Raw genomic sequence first — 23,568 nt, 5'->3', positions numbered from 1 at the left:
CGAGTTCACGTTATAAAAAGGAATTACGGGAAAGCATAAATAACCCTGTTCGTATTAAAACAGAAAGCTGTGAGAATATAAACACTCCTGTTTTAACTAAAATGGAATTCCGGATGACTTGAAACACATCTATTTTAATTAAAACAGATTTGCATTTGAGTACAAACACCCTTGTTTTAATTAAATGTATACTGATTTTGAATACAAACAACCCTGTTTGGACTTAATATATAATGATTTTAAGAGCAAACACCCCTATTTCAATTAAATGTAAATTGATTTTGAACACAAATACTTCTGTTTGGACTCAATGTAAAATTTATTTTATTAAGTTCTGAAAAGCAGTCTCTACCGTCGGATAAATAAACTCAAAACCATTTTGAATGAGTTTTTCGGGGTAAACATTTCGGCTTTTCAGTAATAATTCGGTTTCGGTTCCTAAGAATATGGAAGCTATTTCCAATTGCCAAACTGGAGCATTTAAACCGAAAGGAATTTTCATTTCTTTTCTCAGCTTTTGCATCAATTCTTCGTTAGGCAAAGGATTTGGCGCAGTAATATTGATTTTTCCTAAAAGATTTTCATTATCAATTATAAATTCGACGGCTCTGCAGAAATCTTCAATATGAATCCAGCTTACATTTTGGTTTCCTCTTCCCTGTTTTCCACCCAATCCTAATTTTGTAATCATTTTCAATTTGGTAAATGCGCCACCATTATTTCCCAAAACAATCGATGTTCTTAGCGCAACTTTTCTGACATCTTTGTTTTCAGTTTTAAAAAACTCATCTTCCCAGCTTTTACAAATATTCATTGAGAAATCATCTCCAATAATTCCGTTTTCTTCAGTGTTTAAATGTTTTTCAGAGTGGGTATAAATGGTTGCCGAACTTGCATTCAACCATACTTTTGGTTTATTGATACAATTGTCAACTGCCTGTTGAAGCACTTTTGTGCTGTTAATTCTTGAATTAAAAATTTCAAGCTTATTTTCGTCTGTATATCGGCAATCAACAGATTTTCCTGCAAGATTGATGAGAACATCAGCATTTTCAAGTGATTCTTTCCAGTCTCCTAAAGATTTTGCATCCCAAAAGATTTCGTTTTTACGTTTCGGATTTCGAGTTAAAATATAGACTTCGTTTCCTTTTTCAGTAAAGAACTGTTCTAAGTTTTTTCCGAGGAAACCGGTTCCGGCAGCGATGATTATTTTCATAGTTTTTAGGTTAAGGTTGAGGCTAAGATTGAGGATTTAACCACATAAGTCACATTAGTTTTTAGTTTAATTGATTGAGGATATTTTAGAACACATTAGATTGAAAATCAAAGATTTTCTTGTGAAAGAAAATAATGTAAATAAACTTCTACTTGGCTCTTTCTACTTGGCTTTACTTTCTACTTGGCTCTTTAGCTAAATACTTTTTCATATGAACTTCTATTTCAGAACCTTCTGCGAGCATTACGGAGAGCGGTTTTTGGTGATTCAGGTATTCAAAGTCTTTTCCGTAGACTTTTTTAAAATCTATTTCCAAATGATGGTCTTTCACAGGATACCAATCCCATTTTGGATGGCAAACTTCATATTCTGAGGTTTTGTTTCCCCGTTTTGTAAAACCCCAGTAATGTTCGGTGATAAATTCAAATTCCGAATCATTTTCCATAGTTTGTGATTTGCTTTCAGCATTAATCTGAATAGAGTTCCAGTGCTCTTCTTTCCATGAATATTTTACAATAAGATTACTGTCGCTGTAGTGCATCTCATTTTTCATTTTTCGAGTCTTATAATTCTCTTGATAAACAGAATTGGCAACAATACTCAAGGCATATTTCGGAACAATCTCTTTAATAAAAACAACGCCTCTTTTCCATTCTTTACCTTCTTTTTTCTTGACATAAAATCTTAAATTCACTTCTTCAAAATTTCTGTAAAAAGGAATAGAAAACCCCAATAACCTGGTATTTAAAAACATAAAACCTACCAAACTTACATAGCATTTTCCATTATAAAAATCTAATTCCGTCCCCTTCGGAAGGTATTTCAATAAGATATCAGGATTAATTTCGTAATTGATGATGGCTAATTTTCGCCATTCGGCTTTTAGGAATTTCATAGCTTTTGGGTTTGAGATTCGGGATTCGGGATTTATTGTTCAGTGGTGGCTTTGATTAATTTATTGCGTTGCAAAAGAAAATTTTTCATGTAATTTTTTAGAAATATAGCATTAAATATTTTACCGATTATTCCCAATGGAGATTCAAATTCGAGGATATCGGTCATTATCGTTTTTTCACCTTCTTTTTTAAAAAGATGCTGATGTTTAAATGATTTAAACCTTCCTTTCAACATCACATCGGTGAATCGATAAGGTTTTTCCATTTCTGTAATTATTGACTGATGGGTTTGATAAAATCCGAGATGCTTTGCTCTCCAGGTTACAGTTTCATTCAGTTCGATTAAGCCTGAAGCTCTTCCAGCAATTGCCTTTTCATTCGTTTTTGAAGTTGATTTTTGATGCAAATCAATATCTCTTGCACAATCGAAAACGGTTTTGATATCCGCTTGAATGATTGTATTTAGAATTATTTTTGACATTTTTTCATTGTTAATGGTTAATGGTTGATGGTTGATGGTTGATAGGATTTCATCCTATCCTTTGGTAAACCGTCCCTTTGGGACTTTATTTTAAAACTTTTAAAATGTTTGTTTCTTATTCAGTTCGGGTAAAACTTTATCTATTCTATCTGCCAATTCCGGTAATTTTATGGTAGGAACAGCAGGAAAAAGATGATGCTCCATATGATAAAACATGCTAAATGTTAATTTATTTTTCCAAAATCCACGTTGTGTTCGTGCGATATTGGGGTTTTCATGAGTGTCGTGATGAACGGTCCAGACGGCAAAAAAAGCCATTAAAAATTCACCAAAAAACATGATTAAAATGTGATACATTAAAAAATCAATTTTAAAATAAAAAACTACAAACACAAAAACGCCAATTGAAATGAGTTCTAAAAACATATTCTTTTTGTAGTTTTTATTGGCCAGTTTAAATGTCATCCAATGGATTAAAAATAGATGTTTCGGACCGTACAAAATTGCTTCGTACCATTTCATTGAGGCAGATTTACCCTCGTAATCTTCTTCTGAAAGACAAAATTTATGATGCCTGATGTGATTAAATTTCACGGCATGAATAGATGCCATCATTAAAATACTGTTGAGGTACATCGAAAGCCAAGTCAGCAATTTCCCCGTTCCCAATGAGTTGTGAAATCCATTGTGAACCTGTCTTAAAGCTGTTAAAAAATAAAAACCCGAAAACGGAAGTGCTACCCAATAATATCCTTTGTAAGCTAAAAATAAAGAAATAAAAAGCCACGGTAAAGAGATATTATTTTCTATCAACATTTCTTTGATGGAAAGTTTTTTGAGGTCTTTCCATTCTACTTTTTTTGTAAGTTCGAGGTGATTCATTTTGATTTTTTTAGAAATTTAAACCTATCATTATTGCCAAAACTATCAATCTAAAAAGAGTATAAAGCAAACAGCAACAGATATTTGAATATAATCATATCTAATAAAAGTTTTCATGGTATTAAGTTTTAAAAAGTTGTTTTCTTATTTCCTCCAAAGTAAAATATGAGGAATAAATGAATGATTAAATTTTTCATAATAATTGATTTTAAAGTTTAAGATTCTATAATTTCTTCGTCTTTGATTTTGTCTTTGTTCATCGCATGTTTACGGCCTTTTAAGAATAATAAAAGATTCAGAAGCATCATAATTCCAAGATAAATTGAGAATCCGCCGATTTTTTTGCTTAACGCAACAACTAATCTTTCAACAGTTTCAATTTGAAAAAACTCGATAATACACAGTGCAAAACCAATATTTAAAAGATAAAATCCGATTTTAAACAATGAGTTGGTTGCCATTGCAATGTCTTGTTTCTGATGAAAAATATCAATCATAAAGGTTTTTGAATTTTTAAACAGAAATTGAGAAACAAGCACTGTTAAAGTGATGACAATAGGTAAGTAAATCATGTACGCTGAGAAGTTGTACGTTTGGGTAAGGATAGTTGCAGTCATGATAATTTTATTTTATTGTTAATTTTTTTCTTAATAGATAAAGTGTCGTAATATTGGTAAAATGTAATGCACAAAGGATTAAAACGATGATTCCGATGCGAGTGGAAACGCTGGTTAAAAGCTCTTCTATATTTGAAATTTTATTCCAGAAACTTAGATTGATAGCGATATAACCGAGATTAAGAAGATAATAACTTGCGAGTAAAATTCGATTAACCGTTAAACAAAAATCTTTGTCTTTGATGAGATATTCCAGATATATTTTTCCTGAATTGAAACATCTTCGTCCTACATCAACCGTTATATAAGAGCTGATAGCGAGGAATAATAAATATGAAACAATATTGTACATCTTATAAATATTATATTTTCAATAATTTCTGAAACATTAATTGAAATAAAAAAAAAATTATTCTTTCTTATTTGCTTCATAATTTTTAATGATATAAAATCCGTAAATCAGATAGTAAATGTTAAAAAGTATACCGCCAATTCCCATAAAATACATCACAAAATCAATATTAGAATTGGCATACATTGAACTCAAAAAATACAATAAAATAAAAAATAAAATAACTCCGAAAAAATAGTATCGATGAAATTTACTAGCGACGGTAAAGACTCTAATTAAAAATCCCAACTGATTTGCAGCTCCAATAAAGAAAAGCGCAATAAAAAAATCTGATGCTAGAGCTTGGTTATTGTAATCTATGATTAAGTAAATAAGGCACCCTAAGGTTAAGATGGTTTGAAGTGCCACTTCGATTTTTAAAATATTCAGTTTCATGTTTTTAGTTTTTTAATTATTTTAACTTACTATACTTTCAATAATTTTTGAAACTTTATTTGAAATAAAAAAGGATTTTTGAAGTCCTTTCTATTTTAATAAATTGGTAATCTTTCCGACTAACCAATGGTCATCACTTTTGATGGCGAGGTCCATAATATTATTAATTTTCCCAGTCACAGAGCTAAAATCTTCCATCAGCTTAATAAACTCTTTTGCTCCTTCAGAATCTTTGTCTTCAATCTCTTTAAGTTCTTCCAAAAAAGCAATTACCGGTTCTATTTCTCTTTTCCGACGTTCTTTTGTGATTTGTTTAAACAAATACCAAACATCTTTTTCTGCTACAAAATATTCTTTTCGGTCACCTTTTATAAATTCTTTTCTTACAATTCCCCAATCAATCAATGCTCGTAAATTCATATTGGCATTTCCTCTAGAAATTTCTAATCCTTCCATCACCTCATCGGTTGAGAGCGCTTTATCACTCGCCAACAATAAAGCATGAACCTGCGCCATTGTACGATTAATTCCCCAATTGGTTGCGAAAGTTCCCCAAGTTTGAATATATTTTTCTTTGGCTTCTGAAAGTTGCATTTCTTTGTTTTTCTAATTTCTATTACAAATGTAATTATATCTTTTGAATTTTCAGTATTTTTTGAAAGTTTAATTTGAAATAAAACAGACATCTTAAAAAATGTCTGTTTTCAATTACTTTTTAAGAGCTTTATAACTCTCCACCAATCTCACAAACTCTGCTCTGTAGCCATCTTCGTCTTTTCCTCTTCCTTTTTTAGCAAGCTTTTCAATTTCGTTGACATCTTTATTTTTAATTAAATCTGAATTTCTTAAAACCAAACCAAACCACGCAACCGAAGAAGCAAATTTGAAATCATCAGTTGAAGATGAAAAAGATTCGTTTGTATTTTTAACCACCTGAATAATTTCCGAACTTGTATCGCCATCCGGTTTTTTATATCTGAATTTTACGGTTGCCAATTCATCACTGAAATTTTCATCACTTGTGTTTTTAGTATATTTTAAATCATTTTCTTTAGGTAAAAATTCAGAGTTCACATCATTCGGAATGACCTCATATAAAGCCGTTACGGTATGTCCACTTCCAAGTTCTCCGGCATCAATTTTATCGTTAGTAAAATCTTCATTCTTCAGTTTTCGGTTTTCATAACCTATCAAACGATATGATTTCACGTATTTTGGGTTAAATTCAATCTGAATTTTCACATCTTTTGCGATAGCATACATATTTCCCGCAAACTCTTTTCCTAAAAACTTATTGGCCTCCTGAAGATTGTCGATGTAGGCATAATTTCCGTTTCCTTTGTTGGCTAAAGTTTCCATTCTATTATCTTTGAAATTTCCCATTCCAAAGCCTAAACAGGTAAGAAAGACTCCCGATTTTCTTTTTTCTTCTACCAAAGTCTGCAAATCTCCTGTTGAAGAAGCCCCCACATTAAAATCTCCATCCGTTGCGATGATGACACGGTTGTTTCCGTTTTTAATAAAATTTTCCTGAGCCAATTTATACGCCAGTTCAATTCCTTCTCCACCTGCTGTACTTCCACCTGCCTGAAGTTTATCTAACGCTTCAATAATTTTGTTTTTTTCTTTGGCTGAAGTTGGTGGTAAAACCATTCCGGCACTTCCGGCATAAACTACAATTCCTACTTTGTCGGTTGGTCTTAACTGGTCTAAAAGCACTTTAAAAGATGATTTTAGCAACGGTAATTTATTTTGTTCGTTCATAGAACCTGAAACATCAATCAGAAAAACAAAATTTGAGTTGGGAAGCTTATTCATTGGAATTTCTTTTCCCTGCAAACCTATTTTCAGTAATTTATGTTTAGGATTCCATGGCGAATCGTTGTATTCTGTATTAATCGAAAATGGCTCATTATTTTTCGGTTGCGGATAATTATATTTAAAATAATTAATCATTTCTTCGATTCTTACTGCATTTTTATTCACATGTTCTCCATTGTTAATCATTCTGCGAATATTCGAGTACGCCGCTTTATCCACATCAATTGAAAAGGTAGAAACCGATTGGTTTTTTGTCAACTCAAAAGGATTTTCTACAAAAGCATCATATTCTTCGGTGTTTTGTTTCTGAATTTGTTTTGAAACGTTAATACTATCCTGAACTTTCTGAAGTCTTTCAAAAGCTTTTTTTTCTTTTCGGGAAAGTTTTTTGGTTGTAATAACAATAACTCCATTTCCGCCTCTGATACCATACATTGCAGTTGCAGAAGCGTCTTTTAAAACTGTAACACTTTCAATAGTATTAGGATTTAAATTGCTAAGAGCTTTACTGTCTGAAACTTTTCCGTTGATAACATATAAAGGATTTGAGCTATTATTAAGACTAGCAATCCCTCTAATCATAATCTTATCAGAAGAACCAGGAGTTCCAAGGTTTGGGGCAATTTGCAGACCCGAAATTTTTCCAACTAAAGCTTGTGAAATGTTATTATTTTGTTTGAACTCATTTCTGATATTGTAATTTGGGGAAGAATTTTGATATGGCATTTTGGTATAATCACCCATTGCAATAATCGGGGATGAGTTAACATAACCCTGTGAACTAGATGGAGAATTTCCTACAACTTCTGTAGATTTTATTGAACTAGCACTTGAAGTATAAGATTGTTTTTTCACAGCTCTATAACCTGTAACCACAACCTCTTCAATTTTAGTTTCTTTATCATCTCTATCCAAAATTCCATCATGGTCTGGCTCCCTATAAACCACATCTCCTTTTGCAACATTTGAACTCGGCGGTGGCATTTCATTATGATAAATAGGAGAAATTGTAGGTACAGGAAAAACATTATTATACACTAAAACTTCTGGCTTTTGAATTTTCTTTTGTGCATGAATTTCTTTCTCAAGATTCGATTTCACGGTACTATCAATCGTCTGAACAACTGAATTTACCTTTAAGGAAACCGTATTATGAGCAACTGCAGGTTTATTAATTTCAGAAATATTATTTTTATTAATAAAATAAAATGCTCCCAAACCGATGATTAAACTCGCAGCAATTCCATAAGGAAACCAAATTGGGATGATTCTCTTTTTATCTACTTTTTTATCTAATTTTTCTTCAATGGTAGCCCAAACTTTATCAAAACCCGGAAAAGTCGCAGGCTCTTCCAAAGATTGAGAAGCCTCATTGAATTTTTTATCTATATCGTGATTATTTTCCATTGTGTAAAGTTTAAATGTTGTGATTGACCAATAATTCCTGAAGTTTTTTCCTTGCAAAATTCAGTTGAGATTTTGAGGTTCCTTCGCTGATGGAAAGCATCGTTGCAATCTCTTTGTGTGGATAGCCTTCAATTGCGAAAAGATTGAAAATTGCTCTGCAGCCTTCCGGAAGAAAATTTAGGAGTTTCAAAATATCTTTTTCAAACGAAATACTGTCGGTTGAAAAACTTGTTGATTCTACAAAATCTTCATCTAACGAAACATCAAGCGCTTTCATACTTCTTAATTTCTGCAGACATTCATTCACCGCAATTTTTCTTGCCCAAGCTTCAAAAATATCATGATTTTGCAGTTGGTTTAGCTTTGTAAAGATTTTATAAAAAGTATCTGCCAATACTTCTTCGATATCTTCATCGTTTTTCAGATAGCGTTTGCAGACTGAGTACAGCTTGCCCGCCATTTTTTCATAAACTTTCCGCTGTGCATTGCGGTCGTTCCGTTGACATTCTATCAGTAATTCTTTTTCCATAGTCAAGCTTTATACTCTTATAGATGCAGGAAATTTCTCACAGGTTGGAAACATGATAAACTTTTTTTAAAAATAATGAAATATTGCAGATTGATTTAAATGAATTAGAATTGAACACAAAGTTCTCAAAGTTTTTTTCAATGTTAGATGTTTTTAAGTTTCACAGAGCCGTTTCACTTGTAAAAGCGCACTTAGTTTCTATAGAAACCTTCAACTCTAAAACGCTAATACTCGATAGCTCAATTAATAGTTGTTAGATTTAAATGAATACACATTGAACACAAAGTTTTCAATGTTAGATATTTTTAAGTTTCACAGAGCCGTTTCACTTGTAAAAGCGCACTTAGTTTGTATAGAAACCTTCAACTCTCAAACACTAAAACTCTCCGACTCAAAATTCCTCCAACACAATTTTAACCCTTTTTTAACATAATATATTGTAACATATCCTTAACATTGCAGACTATTTATAATATAATTTAAAGCTGATAAAAATTGATTTGATTCATCATTGAGATTTTCAAAATCATCTTTAAAACAAATAGATTCGTTACTTATGAAAAACAAAAGATTTGCGTCATTACTTTTTGTTTTATGCGCAGGAAGTATGATGTTTGCTCAGGATGACCTGATCAACAAGTTGAAAAACAATCAGTCTCAACATGCCAATTTCCAGTTTACCACTTTGAAAGATGTGGGTGCAACTTCGGTAAAAAACCAGGGTTCATCAGGAACATGTTGGAGCTATTCAGGGAATTCTTTCCTAGAGTCTGAAATGCAGAGAATGGGTAAAAAGCCCGTTGATTTGGCAGAAATCTTTACCGCTAGAAATTCTTATCATGACAAAGCTAAATTATACGTATTAAACAGCGGAGCAATCAGCTGGGGCGATGGTGGTGAGCTTCACGATGTGGTAAATATGTACAAAAAATACGGTGCTGTACCGCAGGAAGCTTATACAGGTTTGAAAGCCGGACAATCTTTAAATAATTTTAAAGAAATGCAGGGAAAATTAAAACCGGTTTTAGACAGCTTAGTTGAAGCGTCTTCAAAAGGGAAACTTTCTGATAACTGGATGGCTTCAGTAGATGCTATTTTAGATGAATATTTAGGAAAAGTACCTGCTAACTTTACCTATGAAGGGAAAAATTATACTCCAAAAACTTTTGCTAAAGAAGTGGTAGGAATTAATCCTGAAGATTATGTGGAGTTGTCTTCTTACAAAGACTATCCTTATTACCAAAAATTTGTAGTTCCAATCCCTGATAACTGGAGCCATGATTCTGACTGGAATATTCCGATGAATGAACTGACTGCCATTATAGACAATGCAGTAAACAAAGGATATTCTGTAGGTTGGGCAACAGATGTGACTGAACCTTATTTCTCATACAAAAATGGAGTTGCTTACGTTCCTGATGTAGATTTAGATCAAATTACTAAAGAAAATAAAGAGAATTTATTTACGGAACCCAAAAAAGATAAAACCATCACTGAAGATATGCGTCAGAAAGCGTTGAATAACCTTTCTACAACCGATGACCACGGTATGCACATCGTAGGTTTGGCAAAAGATCAGTCTGGTAAAGAATATTATATGGTAAAAAATTCTTGGGGCGTAACCAATGATTTTGAAGGATATTTATACGTGACTAGACCTTACGTTGAGTATAAATCAACTGCTATTTTGGTTCATAAAAATGCAATTCCGAAAAACATCAGAAAACAACTGAAACCAAGCAAAAGTATTGGTTTATAAGAAATCATTATTGTCTACTAGGTGACAATTTTAGATATTTAAACTTGTTAATAGACCGTCTGAATTTTATTCAGGCGGTTTTATTTTAGAAATCAGCTAAGGATTTTTAACGTTAGGTTCGCAAATTTTTTTTAAATCATTGAAATTATTCTTAGCTCGTAAAGGCGTTTCGCTCAGCGATGAACGCAATTAGTCTTTTGCTGAACGAAGTGCCTTTGCGAACGAAAAATATGCAGTAAGTGATAACGAAAAACTTAGCGAACTTAGCATTAAAACAAATTAAACATTAAAAAAACCGCTTTCAAAAAATTGAAAACGGTTCTAAAAATTAAAAAAATTATAGGTAAAATTATGTATAAAATAAAAGTGAACTGCTTATTTTACTTCTCAGGTAAAAAGTGGAAATAAAGTTTAAATAATAAATTGACCACGAAGCAAACCTGCAATTCACTGTAGTTTTTGTTTAATAAAGCACTCCTAAACTAGACCCAGCAAAATCTGTAAGCTCTTCTACTCTGCCGTCTTTTATTTTTTTTGCCCATTGATAATCGCTCAACAAAGCACGTCCTACTGCTACAAGGTCAAAATCTTCACGGTCAAGTCTTCTTACCAATTCTTTAAGGTCTGCTTTTTCTGAACCTTCTCCAGCAAAAGCCGCCATAAAATCACCATTTAATCCTACAGAACCTACGGTAATTGTTGGTTGTCCGGTAATTTTTTTTGCCCAACCTGCGAAGTTTAAATCTGAACCTTCAAATTCAGGTTCCCAAAAACGTCTTTGTGAACAGTGGAAAATATCAACTCCAGCTTCTTTTAATGGTAACAACCAATCTTCCATTTCTGTAGGATTTAAAGCTAATCTGCTTTTATAGTCCTGTTGTTTCCACTGAGAAAGACGGATGATAATCGTAAAGTCCTCTCCCACTGCAGCTCTCATTGCTTTTACTACATCCACAGCAAATTTACTTCTCTCTTTTAGGGTCTTTCCACCGTATTCATCGGTTCTGGTGTTGGTAACTTCCCAGAAAAACTGATCGATTAAATAACCATGTGCACCATGAATTTCTAAAACATCAAATCCTAAATTTTTTGCAGATTTTGCCGAAGCCGCAAACTGAGCAATCGTATCCTGAATATCTTCCAAAGTCATGGTAGAAGCTTTTTCCATATCAACCAATGGATAATCTTCAGCCATTCTTGTATCGCCAACATGCCAAATCTGAGGTCCCATTTTTCCACCATTTTGATGAACCGCATCAATCACGTTTTTCCAGCCGTTTAATGCTTCTGTTCCGTAAAAATCAGGAATATTTTGTAAGTTTTTGGATCCCGGTCTGTTGATGACCGTACCTTCAGAAAGAATCAACCCAACTTCTGAAGCAGCTCTTCTTGCATAATAATCTGCAATTTGCTGAGTAGGAACTCCGTTATCAGATTGAGCTCTCGTCATCGGAGCCATTACTATTCTATTTTTTAGTATTAAATTCTTGTATTGAAAAGGTTTAAACAATGATTCTGTACTCATTTTTAAAGTATTTATTTATAATTGTTACACAAAGTAACTAATAATAGTTTGTTTTTGTATCTTTCAATGAAAAAATAGTGGTAACTTCGCAGTAACTTACATTAGTAACCTGAAAGTAACGTTTGATTTTTTTTAACCACAAAAGTCACAAAAGATTTTATGCTCATTATTTTAAGATAAATAATAAGACTTAAATAAGAACACATAAGTTTTAAAAATCAGAGATTTTTTTATTTTGCGAACTTTAATTTTAGATTAATTGAACTTAAAAAATAGACAATAAAGCTTTTGATACTTTTATGATTACATTAAATCTTTAACCGTTTTTAACCATAAAAGGTATAAATATTAAACACTTAAGTTATTTTAAGTTTGATAATTGTATGAAAATAAGAACACTTAAGTGTTAAAAAATCAAAGATTTTTTATTTTGTGAACTTCTGGTTTAAAATATTAAAGTTAGAAATTTGTATCTGAATAAAACTTTTGTGCCTTTTGTGGTTAAATATTTATATTAATTAGTTTTAGAAATAATTACAATGAAAAAGAACGAATTGATGGAATACAGTTGTCCTTTGGGCAAAGCAATGTCTGCATTAGGAAGCAAATGGAAACCAATCATTGTATTGGTAATTAAAGACCGAAAACTGCGTTTTGGTGAACTTGCCGTGCGCATTAATGTCATTTCAAGAAAAGTTCTGACTGATCAGTTAAAAGAAATGCAAGCTGATGGGTTGATTATCCGTGAAGAGTTTAAAGAACTTCCGCCAAGAGTAGAATATTCGTTGACTGAAAAAGGTTTGGCACTTTTACCTATTTTTCATCAATTGGAAGAATGGGAAACAAAATATCATGTTTATGATCCGATTAAAGATAAAGATTGTAAAACTTTTTTGGAAAGTAAGAAGGTAGAAAAGGTTGTAGTTTAAGGCTCTTTTACTCAATAGTTATTCTCTTAGCTTTTCAAAATTAGCATATTTGCAAAAGGAGTAATTTTTTTATTCTTCAGAATCATCAAACCTGCCTCAGAAATAGCTTTCTTCCATTGTTTTTTACTTAAAAAATGAAAAGCTCCAATATTAAAGAATACAAAGTTGGTAAAATCTCTGAACTGTTCTGAAACGATAATTAAGCCACCGTCTTTTAAAACTCTTTTGGCTTCTTTAAAGAATAAAACTCGTTGATTGTGATCTAGAATCTCATGAAGCGCAGTTACAGCTAGAATAACATCTTGAGATTGATTTTCAAAAGGCAATTGACTTGGGTTAATTTTTATCTCTTTAGGATTCGGAGGAAATATTTTCTTTGAAGTTTCAATTCCTTTTTCCTGTTCGTGACGATTTTCAAAAATATCACAAACCGTTAAATTTAAATTTGGATATTTTTCTTCCAGGCTTTTAGATAAAGGATCAAAACTAGCATGAACTAAAATAGCATTTTTCGTTTTATTCCAATCTACGACTCCTTTTAGATTATTTAATTCATATAAATCAGAGTTATCATACAGAATATAGGAAGCAACGAGTGAAGCTATTATATTTAAAATAATAAGGATTCCAAAAAATCTGAATAAAAAAATAAAAAACTCTGAACTAATACAAAATGACAATATAAAAAGAATAACAGCAACAATAAGCCCTAAGACTATTTTTTGGTAATTGAAAAGGATTACTAGTTTTGTGATTTTCATATTTCTAAATTTTTCATTCCTCAATTAAGTTCCCATTTTTATAAATCTGAATAATTTTCTCTTTATTTAATTGATACATCTCCCATTTCCCATCATAAACACCGTTTTTCCAATTTCCAATTGCTCTTAAATCACCGTTTTCATACCAATATTTATGAGCCCCATTTGGTTTTCCCTCTACAAACTCACCTTCACGAGCTTTTTTCCCGTTTGAATGCCAATATTCCCAAAAACCACTTTCCTTTAAGTTTTTAATCACTCCATTAGAAGATAATTTTCCATTAAAAAAATAAGCTTTTTTAGTTCCATCAGTTATAGGCTTAAATTGAAGCTTTTTTGAGCGTTCTTCTGCTAGGTTATTACTAAATTTAACAAAATCAGATTTAGCAACTAAAGTATCACCGATGTAAATTTCATACTCATCCAAATTTATATTTTGAGAATTGAAAGTAGTAAAAGTACAAATTGACAAAGTCAACGTGGCAATCATCTTCTTCATGGTTTATTTTAAATTTAAAGATATATTAAATTTGCTATTTAAACAAAAAAACCGCTTCCAAAAAGAAAGCGGTTTCAAAATTTATCTAAAATCTCAATTAAAATATCGCAGGATATTTCTGAGGATTTGTTTCATTAAACATTGCGTAAATTCTTTCAACCATATCGTCTGAAGATGGTTTAGAGAAATAGTCTCCATCACTTGCATACGCCGGTCTGTGGTCGTTTGCAGCAATTGTTAACGGATCTGAATCTAAAAATCTGAACGCTTTTTGCTTTTCTAAAATCTGTTGAAGAATAAACGCTGAAGTTCCACCTTCTACATCTTCGTCGATGACAACCAATCTGTTTGTTTTCTTTACAGATTCCGCAATTTCATGAGTTAAATCGAAAGGAATTAATGACTGAACATCAATAACTTCTGCAGAGATTCCTAATTTTTCTAGTTCTTCAGCAGCTTCCATTACAATTCTCCAAGTTGAACCGTAAGTTACCAACGTAACATCTTTTCCTTCTTTTGTTACTTCAATTTGCCCTACAGGAACTGTAAAATCTCCTAAGTTATCAGGCTGTTTTTCTTTTAATCTGTATCCGTTTAGACATTCAACAATGATAGAAGGATCGTCACTTTGAAGCATGGTATTGTAGAATCCTGCAGCTTTCGTCAAGTTTCTTGGCACTAATACCAAAATACCTTTTGAAAGATTTAAAATTCCCGCCATTGGCGAACCTGAATGCCAAACACCTTCTAATCTATGACCTCTTGTTCTGATAATTAGAGGAGATTTCTGACCACCTTTTGTTCTGTACTGAACTGTCGCCAAATCATCGCTCATTCCTTGTAAACAATACAAAATATAGTCTAAATACTGAATTTCTGCGATGGGTCTTAAACCTCTCATTGCCATTCCGATTCCCTGACCTAAAATTGTCGCTTCACGAATTCCTGTATCGGCAACACGAACGTCACCGTATTTTTCCTGCATCCCTTCAAGACCTTGGTTTACGTCACCGATATTTCCGGCATCTTCACCAAACACTAAAGTTTCAGGATATTTTTCGAAAATTTTATCGAAATTATTTCTAATGACTACTCTTCCATCTACATCTTCAGAAGCTTCAGAATAAGTAGGTTTAATTTCTTTTACGTTTTCAGCTTTCCACTGAGACTGAGAATATAAGTGAGAAGAATAATTGTCTTTTTCAACCTCAAAAATGTCATTGTATTTCTGCATCAATTGGCTTCTTTCTGCAGAATTTGTTCCTCTTGTAGCCAATAAAGATTTTCTCACCAAATGGAAAGCATCTTTCTTCGCTTTTGAAACCAGTTTATTAAACTGACCGATATAGTTTTCAATTTCAGTATTCTGTCCTTTCAAGTTTTCAACCAAAGGTAATACTGAACCGATTAAATCTGTGATTGTTTTTTGGTAACTTTCCCAAGCCGTTTTTTGTCCGGCTTTTACCGTTTTTTTAGCCTCGTCATCGATTAAATCAAGCTCTTCAACGCTTGCAATAATTTCTTCTTTACCTTCAATTTCGATTGAATAATTTAAAATCCATTCTCTGAATTTCAATAATCCATCAAACTGAGACTCCCAAGATAAACGCTCTTCGTTCTTATATCTTTCGTGAGAACCAGAAGTTGAGTGACCTTGAGGCTGAGTAACTTCAATTACATGCACTACTACAGGTACAGATTCTGTTCTTGCAAAATGCTCAGCTCTTGCATAAGCATCCAACAATGCAGGATAATCCCAAGCTTTCACCTGAATGATTTCACAACCTTGGTTTTCGCCTTCTTTTCTTTGGAAACCGCTCAACATTTCAGAAATATCAGCTTTTGCTCTCTGGTTTTTTGTAGGAACAGAAATTCCGTACCCGTCATCCCAGATAGAAATAATCATAGGAACCTGAAGCGCACAAGCAGCATTCAACGTTTCCCAGAAGTGACCTTCTGCTGTAGAAGCATCTCCAATTGTTCCGAAAGCAATTTCATTCCCTTTTTTTGAGAATTTTTCAGAACCGTCAAATTTTACGGTTTTATATATTTTTGAAGCTTGTGCTAATCCTAATAATCTAGGCATTTGACCTGCTGTAGGAGAAATATCAGAAGAAATATTTTTCTGTGCTGTTAAATCTTTCCAACTTCCGTCTTCATTTAAACTTCTTGTCGCAAAATGCCCGTTCATCTGTCTTCCCGCAGAAGCAGGTTCTCTTTCTACACTTGTATCAGCATATAACTGAGCAAAGAAACTTTCAACCGTCAAAGCATCTGCTGCCAAAGCAAAGGTTTGATCTCTGTAATATCCTGAACGGAAATCTCCGTTTTTGAAAACTTTTGCCATTGCAAGCTGCGGAAGCTCTTTTCCGTCTCCAAAAATACCGAATTTAGCTTTTCCGGTAAGTACTTCTCTTCTGCCCAAATAAGACATTTCACGAGAGATTCTTCCTAACTTATAGTCTTCAAGTATTTGATTTTTAAAATCTTGAAAAGAAATCTGTTGAGTTTCAATATAGGTTGTTTGCATTGCCAAATATTAAATTAATTTTATTAATGAAGTATTTTGCTAATATACACTTTTTATATTAATTTTAATTTTCAATAATGTTTTTTAAAAATTTGACAATCAAGATTATTCTATCTTAATTTTACATAATATAAAGAAATGCAAAAAAAATCATCCCATATCCTGAATGCATCTAGTAATTTACTGGGTTTTTCTATGCTGATTATCACCTCACTTAAAATCACAAAAACTAGTCACAATACCTATTTAGATGAGTTTGCAGGAGTTGCGTGTGTACTTTTCGCATGCAGCAGTTTCCTTTCGTTTATGGCAATAAGGTCAAAGAAGGAAAAGATAGAGAATAGGTACGAGCAGATTGCGGATTATTTATTTTTAACCGCTTTATTTTGTATTGTTTTGTCTGTGATAATGATTACAACAATGATTTTAGATTAAAACCTTACAATATCCAAAAAATTCTAAATAAAAATTTTAAAAGCGTTAAAGAAATTAATTTTTAAAAATAAAAAGAATTAAGACTTTTTAAGATTTATCAAGATTGATTATTAAGCAGTTTACTTCATTCAATTTTATTGATTCTTAAAAATTCTTACTAACTCAATATTTAAGAGTTATCTCGCTAATAGAGCTGATTCATATATTACTTTAAATCTTCGAAAATTAAAATCAACAAAAAGAATGTTTTAAAACTTTCTTTCGATAACGTAATCAAGCATTTTATGTAAAGACTGTCTAACCTGAGAATCTGGAAATTCGTTAAGGATATCTTTAGCCTTTTGTTGAAAATCTTTCATCACGGTGATGGCATAATCTAAACCGCCCGAACTTTTAACAAAAGCAATGAGCTCTTTTACACGTTTTTGGTCGTTATTATAACGTTTAATAGTGTTGAAATAATATTTTCTATCGGTTTCGTTGGCTATTTTTAAGGTATGAATCAAAGGTAAAGTCATTTTTTGCTCTTTAATGTCGATTCCAACAGGTTTTCCGATGACGTTTGAACTTAAATAATCGAATAAATCATCTTTAATCTGAAAAGCCATTCCGGTATACGTTCCAAACTGCATCATTTTTTTTGCTAAATTTTCATCAGCATTATTTGACAAAGCTCCAATCTCGCAACAGGCAGCAATTAAAGTCGCTGTTTTCTGGCGTATAATTTCGTAATAAACATCTTCTGTAATATCGAGTTTTCTGGCTTTTTCCAATTGAAGAAGCTCTCCTTCAGACATTTCTCTGATGGTTCTGGAAATCACAGAAAGCAAATCGTAATCTTTATGGTCTGTAGAAAGTAAAACGGCTTTTGAAAGTAAGAAATCTCCCACTAAAACCGCAATCTTATTCTTCCACAATGCATTGATAGAAAAGAAATTACGACGTTTAAAGCTCTCATCTACTACATCATCATGTACCAAAGTTGCGGTATGAATCAATTCAATCATTGAAGCGCCACGATATGTTTTTTCGTTGACTTCTCCTATTAATTTTGCACACAGAAACACAAACATCGGGCGCATCTGTTTCCCTTTTGTGGTAACTATAAAACGGGTTACTTTATCGAGTAAAGCAACTCTGCTCTGCATAGATTCGTAAAACTTCTGTTCAAAAAGTTTCATTTCCTCATTAATCGGCTGCTTGATTTCTTCTACAATGTTTGCCACGAAGTAAGAATGATGGGTGAGTATTTATTAATTCTCACAAAGATAATTTTTTTCCGCCAATTTTAACAAATAGAATCTTTAAACTTGATGGTTGGTCGTCGCAAAGGCGCAATAAATTCTTTAAATACTGTCTTAAGGCGCAAAGATTTTATCACAGATAAAATTTAATTATCCAGTCTTGCTGAAAATCTTTGATTTTCTTGCGCCTTAAAGAGTATAAATTAATAAAAACTTTGCGTCTTTGCGTTTTCCAACAAGCATATTTTTAATCAAAGTTTAAACATACCTAGCAATTAAAGTTGGAGTTTTTCTTTGGGGATAAAATAGAAAAATGACTGAGTATTTTTGATAGGTGAATGGAATTTTTCTCCGGAAATATAAACTCCCGTTTCGTCAACCGCAATTCCTTCAATCTGACCGATTGTTAAAGCACTTCCTAAATAAAGATGTCTTGGTTTTTCTTTGAAAAATATTCCGGGTTCAGACTCATAAAAAACGTTTAAAAAGACTTCGGTTTTCTTGGTATACCCTACTACATAAAGCTTTTTATCAAAATAATAAGCATCACTTATCATAAAACCTGTTTTGTAAGATTCTACTTTTTCAGCAGCTTGATTTTCAGAATTTTCAGGGTCAAGAATGTAATGTGTCGTAGATTTTGAAGCCCATTCTTTAGTGAAAATATGAATTTTACCATTTAAATAAATCATCGATTCTAAATCGAAATCTGTATTGATATTTCTTGAAGTAAAATCATTTTGCTCAGGATAGTAAAACAAAATCGTTTTCATTAAATCATTTTGCAGTTGATTGTTTTGAAAAGGAATTTTATAAATTTTCAAATGTTTCCGAGTTCCAGCATTGTTTCCAAAATCACCGATGTAGAAGTTTTTGCCGTCATTGGTTAATGCTTCCCAATCTTTATTTTCGGCATTTGTCTTTAAAACTTTTAGAATTTTTCCTGAATTTTTATCGATTTCGTACAATTCTGCAGGATTTCCGCTGTCGTTGAAAGTGTATAGTTTTCCATCAAAAAAATTCAATCCTGAAGTCTCCTGAATCGAGTCATTGAGGACTGCAATTCTATATTTTTTAAGCTTAAAAATTTCTGCCTGCTGAGCATTAGAAATAATAGAAAAACTGAAAATAAGTAATAAAAAAACCTTCTTCATTTAGCAAAAATAAGGTTTTTGATATGAATGAATTGTTAAGGAATGGAAGATTTATGTAGTTAGAGAAAAAATATTGAACCTCTTCGTGGTTCGCTGGAAATTCTTTACATTCAACCACGGGTTTCACCCGAGGTTATTAATATTGAACCACTTCGTAGTTCCCTTTTATGCTAAATAATATCTGCAAATCATTTAAAAAAAAACAAAATAAATACCTAATAATCAATAAACTACCACATGATTATCAAAAATTCATCATCATTGAAAATACTTTCTATTTCTTTGTTAAGTTTACGTCTTTGTATACCTTAAAAACAACCAAGATTTAAAATTCTTTGTCTTCGCGTCAAATTAAATATTATAGCAAATAATGGATATTCAAAAATTTTAGCGTAGCGAAAAGTATTTATAAAAAAGAATTAAATAGAATTATTGTGTTTCTTTATTGGCCAATTGCCCACAAGCTGCATCAATATCACCACCACGACTTTTACGAATCATAACGGTAATTCCGGCATTTTCAAGCTGACGAACATAGTTGTCTTCTGCCTTTTTGTTGCATTGGTCGTATTTTCCGTCACCAATAGGATTATATTGAATCAAATTAACTTTAGAAGGAATCTGCTTGCAATATTTAATTAAAGCTTTAATATCTTCATCTCCGTCATTGATACCTTTCCAGACACAATATTCAAAAGTAACTACTGAGCCTGTTTTTTTGTACCAATACTGAAGAGATTCCATAATATCAGTCAACGGAAATTTATCCGAGAACGGCATAATTTCGTTACGCTTAGATTCTATTGCTGAGTGAAGTGACAACGCCAATTTTACACGTAATTCATCATCTGCAAGCATTTTTATCATCTTTGGAATTCCGGATGTAGAAACGGTAATTCTTCTAGGTGACATTCCCAAACCTTCCGGCTGAGTGATTTTTCTGATGGCTTCCACCACATTTTTGTAATTCATCATTGGCTCACCCATTCCCATAAAAACAATATTGGTAAGCGGTCTGTTGAAATACATTTTACTTTGGCTGTCGATTAAGGCCACCTGATCTACGATTTCTGCAACCTCAAGATTTCTCATTCTTTTGAGTCTTGCCGTTGCACAAAATTCGCAGTTTAAAGAACATCCTACTTGTGAAGAAACACAGGCTGTTGTTCTGGTTTCTGTAGGAATTAAAACAGATTCTACCAATAAACCGTCGTGAAGTTTCACTCCGTTTTTAATAGTTCCGTCTGTACTTTTCTGAAGCTGATCTACAGAAACTGGATTAATGGTATATTCTTCAGAAATTTTATCCCGAAGCTGCTTTGAAAGATTCGTCATCTCCTCTATTGAATGCAGATTTTTGCTCCACAACCAATCATAAACCTGTTTCGCACGAAATGGTTTTTCTCCTAAAGATCCAAAATAATCTTTAAGCTGGTCGAGTGATAATGTACGGATGTCTTTCATTGTAAGGTTGTAGATTTTAGGTTTCAGGTCGCAGATAACTACTATCTGCAACCTTTTACCTTATATCTTAATTAAATAATTAGCATTGCGTCACCATAAGTATAAAATTTATACTTTTCTTTTATGGCTTCTTCATAGGCTTGCATTAGGAAATCTTTTCCTGCAAATGCAGCAATCATCATCATTAAAGTAGATTTTGGCGTATGGAAATTGGTAATCATTGTATTAGCAATTCCAAAATCGTGTGGCGGATAGATGAATTTATTAGTCCAACCATCGAAAGCTGAGATTTTTCTGTTTGAAGAAACAGATGTTTCAATTGCTCTCATCGTAGTCGTACCTACTGCGCAAACTCTTCTATTTTCCTGAACTGCTCTGTTGATGATTTCAGCATTTTTCTCATCAATGATCACTTCTTCAGATTCCATTTTATGTTTAGACAAATCTTCTACCTCGATTGGGTTAAAAGTTCCTAATCCTACATGAAGTGTTACCTCAGCAAAATCGATTCCTTTGATTTCTAATTTCTTCATCAAATGCTTAGAGAAATGCAAACCTGCAGTTGGTGCTGCTACCGCTCCTTCTACTTTTGCATAAATCGTCTGATATCTTTCAGCATCTTCCGGCTCTACTTCTCTTTTGATATACTTCGGAAGTGGTGTTTCTCCTAAATCTTTTAATTTAGATCTAAATTCTTCATAAGAACCATCGAATAAGAATCTTAAAGTTCTACCTCTTGAAGTTGTATTATCAATTACCTCAGCAACCAAAGATTCATCTTCCGTAAAGAATAATTTGTTACCAATTCTTATTTTTCTTGCAGGATCTACCAAAACATCCCAAACACGAGTTTCTTTATCAAGCTCTCTTAATAAGAAAACTTCAATTTTAGCTCCGGTTTTTTCTTTATTTCCATACAAACGAGCAGGAAAAACTTTAGTATTATTAAAGATGAAAAGATCTTTCTCATCAAAATAATCTACCACATCTTTGAACAATTTGTGCTCAATAGTTTGCGTTTTTCTGTCAAGAACCATTAATCTAGCTTCATCTCTATGCTCTGAAGGATATTCTGCCAACAATTCTTCAGGAAGGTCGAAATTAAAATCGGATGTTTTCATTATTTTAAATTACGGTTTAAAAATTTATGTAAAATTACATGGTGTAATTTTCGAGGTGCAAATATACAACATTCTATACCCCTTTGTCAAGTGTTTATTTTACTCCTCTTTATTCATGGTGGTTACGGAGCCTAAATTTTATTATTTTCAAGATATTATCAATAAAAAAATGATTATTTTGGCTTAATCAAAATAGTAAACGATGAGCAAATATTCTATTGAATCTTTTGTCTATGAAACAAAAGAAAACCCTCTTGAAAGAGATTATTTCGAGCTTGAAAAACCAGCACTTTTAGAAATTAACTTAAATAACCAAGCAGTCTGGACAAAAACAGGAAGTATGGTAGGTTATATAGGAAATATTAATTTTGAAAGACAAGGAATGCTTTCTGGTGGACTTGGAAATTTATTAAAAAAAGCCATCAGTGGAGAAGGCACCAAACTGATGAAAGCAGAAGGCACCGGTAAACTCTATGTGGCAGATGACGGCAAAAAAGTAAGAATTCTATACCTCAATAACGAAACAATTTGCGTGAACGGAAATGACGTTTTGGCACACGAACAAACCATAAAAAGTGACATCACGATGCTAAAAAGCGTTGCCGGAGTAATGTCGGGTGGATTATTTCAGATAAAGCTTTCCGGAACAGGACATATTGCGATAACTACTCATGGCGAACCTTTAACTTTATTGGTAACTCCAGATGCGCCGGTTTTTACAGACCCAAATGCAACCGTGGCCTGGTCTGGTAATCTAAGTCCTGAACTAAAAACCAATGTTTCTTTTAAAAGTTTAATCGGAAGAGGAAGCGGCGAAGAGTTTCAGATGAAATTTTCCGGAAATGGCTGGGTTTTGATTCAGCCTTATGAGGAGGTTTATAGGATTGATAAGTAAAGTAAATTATATTCAATTGGTAATTTTAAATATTGAAAGCAAGGATTTTAGATTCTTGCTTTTGTTTCAATTATTACTCAAAAGAACTCCAATATTTTTTTCCAATCTTCAAATTTTCTTTCATAAGAAATGGTGTGGAGCGGGCTTGTAGAAGGCAATAAGTAAATCGGAACTCTAAAGTTTTTGCCTAATAATTTCTGCAAATTTTTATAAGATTTTCCACCATTGCAAAATATTGCCTGAATATTAGGATGATTTTCTAATAATTCTTCAATTTGATTGGCTTCTTCGTTTTTAATCTCAGAATCTAAACTTCCTTTTCTTTCACAAGAATCGATGACATCCCAAATTGCAATGTGATTTTTCTTTAAAATCTTTATTCTTTCAACATAATCTTCTGTAAATTTTTCATTAAACAACTCAAAAATAATTTTCCAGAATTTATTTTGTGGATGTGCATAATATTGTTGCTTTTCGAGAGATTTTACACCGGGAATAGAGCCTAAAATTAAAATTTTAGATTTTCCATCAATAAACGGTGGAAATGACGAGATTCTGTTTTGCATGATTCAAATATATAAATTTTGGCGAAAGCCTTTTGAATATTTAAAACAAA

Annotated in this window: 23 protein-coding genes; 4 read left to right on the top strand and 19 right to left on the bottom strand. The window is 32.4% G+C overall.

What is annotated here, in order from left to right; translation table 11 throughout:
- Positions 1-319: 319 nt before the first annotated feature.
- From LO744_RS07390 to LO744_RS07345, 10 genes are all read right to left on the bottom strand, one after another.
- Complete coding sequence (locus LO744_RS07390) at positions 320-1,216, bottom strand: TIGR01777 family oxidoreductase (RefSeq protein ID WP_230668447.1); 897 nt, start codon at positions 1,214-1,216, stop codon at positions 320-322.
- 172 nt (positions 1,217-1,388) lie between these two features.
- The gene (locus LO744_RS07385) at positions 1,389-2,111 is read right to left on the bottom strand and encodes a YqjF family protein (protein ID WP_230668446.1); all 723 of its coding nucleotides are present in this window, start codon (positions 2,109-2,111) and stop codon (positions 1,389-1,391) included.
- A gap of 32 nt (positions 2,112-2,143) precedes the next feature.
- Positions 2,144-2,593 carry an SRPBCC family protein gene (locus tag LO744_RS07380; RefSeq protein ID WP_230668445.1) on the bottom strand — a complete coding sequence of 150 codons (450 nt, stop codon included), beginning with the start codon at positions 2,591-2,593 and terminating at the stop codon, positions 2,144-2,146.
- 99 nt (positions 2,594-2,692) lie between these two features.
- The gene (locus LO744_RS07375) at positions 2,693-3,475 is read right to left on the bottom strand and encodes a fatty acid desaturase (RefSeq protein WP_230668444.1); all 783 of its coding nucleotides are present in this window, start codon (positions 3,473-3,475) and stop codon (positions 2,693-2,695) included.
- 215 nt (positions 3,476-3,690) lie between these two features.
- Positions 3,691-4,092 (bottom strand): hypothetical protein, encoded by a 402-nt coding sequence (locus LO744_RS07370; protein ID WP_230668443.1) that lies wholly within the window; start codon positions 4,090-4,092, stop codon positions 3,691-3,693.
- 7 nt (positions 4,093-4,099) lie between these two features.
- Positions 4,100-4,444, bottom strand: coding sequence for a hypothetical protein (locus tag LO744_RS07365; RefSeq protein ID WP_230668442.1), 345 nt, complete (start codon positions 4,442-4,444; stop codon positions 4,100-4,102).
- A 57-nt stretch (positions 4,445-4,501) separates the two neighbouring features.
- On the bottom strand, positions 4,502-4,879 hold the full coding sequence (locus LO744_RS07360) for a hypothetical protein (RefSeq protein ID WP_230668441.1): 378 nt from the start codon (positions 4,877-4,879) through the stop codon (positions 4,502-4,504).
- Between the two features lie 90 nt (positions 4,880-4,969).
- Positions 4,970-5,473, bottom strand: a complete 504-nt coding sequence (locus tag LO744_RS07355; RefSeq protein WP_230668440.1) for a GbsR/MarR family transcriptional regulator — start codon at positions 5,471-5,473, stop codon at positions 4,970-4,972.
- Between the two features lie 114 nt (positions 5,474-5,587).
- Positions 5,588-8,107, bottom strand: coding sequence for a vWA domain-containing protein (locus LO744_RS07350; protein ID WP_230668439.1), 2,520 nt, complete (start codon positions 8,105-8,107; stop codon positions 5,588-5,590).
- Positions 8,108-8,117: 10 nt separating this feature from the next.
- Positions 8,118-8,636 (bottom strand): RNA polymerase sigma factor, encoded by a 519-nt coding sequence (locus tag LO744_RS07345; protein ID WP_230668438.1) that lies wholly within the window; start codon positions 8,634-8,636, stop codon positions 8,118-8,120.
- Positions 8,637-9,192: 556 nt separating this feature from the next.
- Between LO744_RS07345 and LO744_RS07340 the strand changes: the two genes are divergently transcribed.
- Positions 9,193-10,395: a C1 family peptidase gene (locus LO744_RS07340; RefSeq protein WP_230668437.1), complete on the top strand. Its 1,203-nt coding sequence runs from the start codon at positions 9,193-9,195 to the stop codon at positions 10,393-10,395.
- 463 nt (positions 10,396-10,858) lie between these two features.
- Here LO744_RS07340 and LO744_RS07335 read toward each other — a convergent pair whose 3' ends face one another.
- Positions 10,859-11,920 (bottom strand): NADH:flavin oxidoreductase, encoded by a 1,062-nt coding sequence (locus LO744_RS07335; RefSeq protein ID WP_230668436.1) that lies wholly within the window; start codon positions 11,918-11,920, stop codon positions 10,859-10,861.
- A gap of 539 nt (positions 11,921-12,459) precedes the next feature.
- On the opposite strand from LO744_RS07335, the gene LO744_RS07330 reads away from it, so the two are divergent.
- Complete coding sequence (locus tag LO744_RS07330; RefSeq protein ID WP_230668435.1) at positions 12,460-12,849, top strand: winged helix-turn-helix transcriptional regulator; 390 nt, start codon at positions 12,460-12,462, stop codon at positions 12,847-12,849.
- Between the two features lie 26 nt (positions 12,850-12,875).
- Here LO744_RS07330 and LO744_RS07325 read toward each other — a convergent pair whose 3' ends face one another.
- The 3 genes from LO744_RS07325 to LO744_RS07315 form a co-directional block, all read right to left on the bottom strand.
- Entirely contained in the window at positions 12,876-13,610 is a 735-nt protein-coding gene (locus LO744_RS07325) for a class I SAM-dependent methyltransferase (RefSeq protein WP_230668434.1), read from the bottom strand.
- Positions 13,611-13,623: 13 nt separating this feature from the next.
- On the bottom strand, positions 13,624-14,109 hold the full coding sequence (locus LO744_RS07320; RefSeq protein WP_230668433.1) for a toxin-antitoxin system YwqK family antitoxin: 486 nt from the start codon (positions 14,107-14,109) through the stop codon (positions 13,624-13,626).
- Between the two features lie 97 nt (positions 14,110-14,206).
- A complete protein-coding gene (locus LO744_RS07315) occupies positions 14,207-16,639 on the bottom strand; it encodes an alpha-ketoacid dehydrogenase subunit alpha/beta (protein WP_230668432.1) in 2,433 nt (810 codons plus the stop codon).
- A 138-nt stretch (positions 16,640-16,777) separates the two neighbouring features.
- Here LO744_RS07315 and LO744_RS07310 point away from each other — a divergent pair, with 138 nt between their 5' ends.
- The gene (locus tag LO744_RS07310) at positions 16,778-17,074 is read left to right on the top strand and encodes a hypothetical protein (RefSeq protein ID WP_230668431.1); all 297 of its coding nucleotides are present in this window, start codon (positions 16,778-16,780) and stop codon (positions 17,072-17,074) included.
- A 248-nt stretch (positions 17,075-17,322) separates the two neighbouring features.
- Here the strand turns inward: LO744_RS07310 and LO744_RS07305 are convergent, their stop codons facing one another.
- From LO744_RS07305 to queA, 4 genes are all read right to left on the bottom strand, one after another.
- Positions 17,323-18,300, bottom strand: coding sequence for a polyprenyl synthetase family protein (locus LO744_RS07305; protein WP_230668430.1), 978 nt, complete (start codon positions 18,298-18,300; stop codon positions 17,323-17,325).
- Between the two features lie 293 nt (positions 18,301-18,593).
- Positions 18,594-19,472 (bottom strand): hypothetical protein, encoded by an 879-nt coding sequence (locus LO744_RS07300; RefSeq protein WP_230668429.1) that lies wholly within the window; start codon positions 19,470-19,472, stop codon positions 18,594-18,596.
- Positions 19,473-19,901: 429 nt separating this feature from the next.
- The gene (rlmN, locus tag LO744_RS07295; RefSeq protein ID WP_230670507.1) at positions 19,902-20,936 is read right to left on the bottom strand and encodes a 23S rRNA (adenine(2503)-C(2))-methyltransferase RlmN; all 1,035 of its coding nucleotides are present in this window, start codon (positions 20,934-20,936) and stop codon (positions 19,902-19,904) included.
- A gap of 71 nt (positions 20,937-21,007) precedes the next feature.
- Positions 21,008-22,057, bottom strand: a complete 1,050-nt coding sequence (gene queA, locus LO744_RS07290) for a tRNA preQ1(34) S-adenosylmethionine ribosyltransferase-isomerase QueA (RefSeq protein ID WP_230668428.1) — start codon at positions 22,055-22,057, stop codon at positions 21,008-21,010.
- Positions 22,058-22,259: 202 nt separating this feature from the next.
- On the opposite strand from queA, the gene LO744_RS07285 reads away from it, so the two are divergent.
- The gene (locus LO744_RS07285; RefSeq protein ID WP_230668427.1) at positions 22,260-22,952 is read left to right on the top strand and encodes an AIM24 family protein; all 693 of its coding nucleotides are present in this window, start codon (positions 22,260-22,262) and stop codon (positions 22,950-22,952) included.
- 77 nt (positions 22,953-23,029) lie between these two features.
- Here LO744_RS07285 and LO744_RS07280 read toward each other — a convergent pair whose 3' ends face one another.
- Positions 23,030-23,518: a DNA-deoxyinosine glycosylase gene (locus tag LO744_RS07280; protein WP_230668426.1), complete on the bottom strand. Its 489-nt coding sequence runs from the start codon at positions 23,516-23,518 to the stop codon at positions 23,030-23,032.
- Positions 23,519-23,568 lie beyond the last annotated feature (50 nt).

The organism is Chryseobacterium turcicum (assembly GCF_021010565.1).
GTDB lineage: Bacteria > Bacteroidota > Bacteroidia > Flavobacteriales > Weeksellaceae > Chryseobacterium > Chryseobacterium turcicum.
The sequence above is the reverse complement of the archived record's forward strand: the minus strand, read 5'-3'. Positions and strand labels throughout refer to the sequence as shown.

Excerpts from the sequence above, each read along its gene's own strand:
- LO744_RS07390 (WP_230668447.1), bottom strand. The coding sequence starts at position 1,216 with ATGAAAATAATCATCGCTGCCGGAACCGGTTTCCTCGGAAAAAACTTA.
- LO744_RS07385 (WP_230668446.1), bottom strand. The coding sequence starts at position 2,111 with ATGAAATTCCTAAAAGCCGAATGGCGAAAATTAGCCATCATCAATTAC.
- LO744_RS07380 (WP_230668445.1), bottom strand. The coding sequence starts at position 2,593 with ATGTCAAAAATAATTCTAAATACAATCATTCAAGCGGATATCAAAACC.
- LO744_RS07375 (WP_230668444.1), bottom strand. The coding sequence starts at position 3,475 with ATGAATCACCTCGAACTTACAAAAAAAGTAGAATGGAAAGACCTCAAA.
- LO744_RS07370 (WP_230668443.1), bottom strand. The coding sequence starts at position 4,092 with ATGACTGCAACTATCCTTACCCAAACGTACAACTTCTCAGCGTACATG.
- LO744_RS07365 (WP_230668442.1), bottom strand. The coding sequence starts at position 4,444 with ATGTACAATATTGTTTCATATTTATTATTCCTCGCTATCAGCTCTTAT.
- LO744_RS07360 (WP_230668441.1), bottom strand. The coding sequence starts at position 4,879 with ATGAAACTGAATATTTTAAAAATCGAAGTGGCACTTCAAACCATCTTA.
- LO744_RS07355 (WP_230668440.1), bottom strand. The coding sequence starts at position 5,473 with ATGCAACTTTCAGAAGCCAAAGAAAAATATATTCAAACTTGGGGAACT.
- LO744_RS07350 (WP_230668439.1), bottom strand. The coding sequence starts at position 8,107 with ATGGAAAATAATCACGATATAGATAAAAAATTCAATGAGGCTTCTCAA.
- LO744_RS07345 (WP_230668438.1), bottom strand. The coding sequence starts at position 8,636 with ATGGAAAAAGAATTACTGATAGAATGTCAACGGAACGACCGCAATGCA.
- LO744_RS07340 (WP_230668437.1), top strand. The coding sequence starts at position 9,193 with ATGAAAAACAAAAGATTTGCGTCATTACTTTTTGTTTTATGCGCAGGA.
- LO744_RS07335 (WP_230668436.1), bottom strand. The coding sequence starts at position 11,920 with ATGAGTACAGAATCATTGTTTAAACCTTTTCAATACAAGAATTTAATA.
- LO744_RS07330 (WP_230668435.1), top strand. The coding sequence starts at position 12,460 with ATGAAAAAGAACGAATTGATGGAATACAGTTGTCCTTTGGGCAAAGCA.
- LO744_RS07325 (WP_230668434.1), bottom strand. The coding sequence starts at position 13,610 with ATGAAAATCACAAAACTAGTAATCCTTTTCAATTACCAAAAAATAGTC.
- LO744_RS07320 (WP_230668433.1), bottom strand. The coding sequence starts at position 14,109 with ATGAAGAAGATGATTGCCACGTTGACTTTGTCAATTTGTACTTTTACT.
- LO744_RS07315 (WP_230668432.1), bottom strand. The coding sequence starts at position 16,639 with ATGCAAACAACCTATATTGAAACTCAACAGATTTCTTTTCAAGATTTT.
- LO744_RS07310 (WP_230668431.1), top strand. The coding sequence starts at position 16,778 with ATGCAAAAAAAATCATCCCATATCCTGAATGCATCTAGTAATTTACTG.
- LO744_RS07300 (WP_230668429.1), bottom strand. The coding sequence starts at position 19,472 with ATGAAGAAGGTTTTTTTATTACTTATTTTCAGTTTTTCTATTATTTCT.
- rlmN (WP_230670507.1), bottom strand. The coding sequence starts at position 20,936 with ATGAAAGACATCCGTACATTATCACTCGACCAGCTTAAAGATTATTTT.
- queA (WP_230668428.1), bottom strand. The coding sequence starts at position 22,057 with ATGAAAACATCCGATTTTAATTTCGACCTTCCTGAAGAATTGTTGGCA.
- LO744_RS07285 (WP_230668427.1), top strand. The coding sequence starts at position 22,260 with ATGAGCAAATATTCTATTGAATCTTTTGTCTATGAAACAAAAGAAAAC.
- LO744_RS07280 (WP_230668426.1), bottom strand. The coding sequence starts at position 23,518 with ATGCAAAACAGAATCTCGTCATTTCCACCGTTTATTGATGGAAAATCT.